This is a genomic window from Blautia intestinihominis (genome assembly GCF_040096655.1).
Lineage (GTDB): Bacteria > Bacillota > Clostridia > Lachnospirales > Lachnospiraceae > Blautia_A > Blautia_A intestinihominis.
Map to the genome: position 1 here is coordinate 1 of NZ_JBBMEI010000208.1, position 608 is coordinate 608.

The 608-nt window shown below is 46.1% G+C and carries 1 protein-coding gene; it reads right to left on the reverse strand.

Annotation, left to right across the window (positions count from 1 at the left end; all coding sequences use genetic code 11):
• Positions 1–608 (reverse strand): radical SAM mobile pair protein B (locus WMO75_RS19725; RefSeq protein ID WP_349078880.1); only part of this gene is annotated, 608 nt, incomplete at both ends.

Below are 608 nucleotides of genomic sequence, written 5' to 3' on the forward strand. Positions count from 1 at the left end.
TCAGGATATTTTCCGGCGATATAATCCATAATTGTCTTTTTGAAACCGCCTCGAAGATTGAGATTTTCGAGCCAGAATAGATCGCACTGATCCTTTACCCGCTCAAAGATTGCTTCAAAATCCGTGATACCGGGGAATACCGGGGATACGAAACAGACTGTACGGATACCTGCCTCATATACCTGCTTCATAGCAGAGATACGGCGCTCAATGCTCGAAGCAGAATCCATATCGTTCTTGAAATTTTCATCTAGTGTGTTGATCGACCATGAAACGGTTACACGTCCAAGCTTCTTCATCAGATCAATATCCCGTACCACAAGATCTGACTTTGTGCAGATCAGAATATCTGCGTCACTGCCGATCAGCTGCTCCAGAAGTTTTCTGGTATTCCCGAATTGCTCCTCCTGTGGATTGTAGCCATCTGTCACAGAACCGATGACCACCCGCTGTCCGGCATATTTCTTCGGATTTTTAATTTCCGGCCAATGCTTCACATCAAGGAAAGTGCCCCATTCCTCCTTGTGCCCGGTAAAGCGCTTCATAAAAGAAGCATAGCAATACTTGCAGGCATGTGTACAGCCCACATAGGGATTGACCGAGTAACC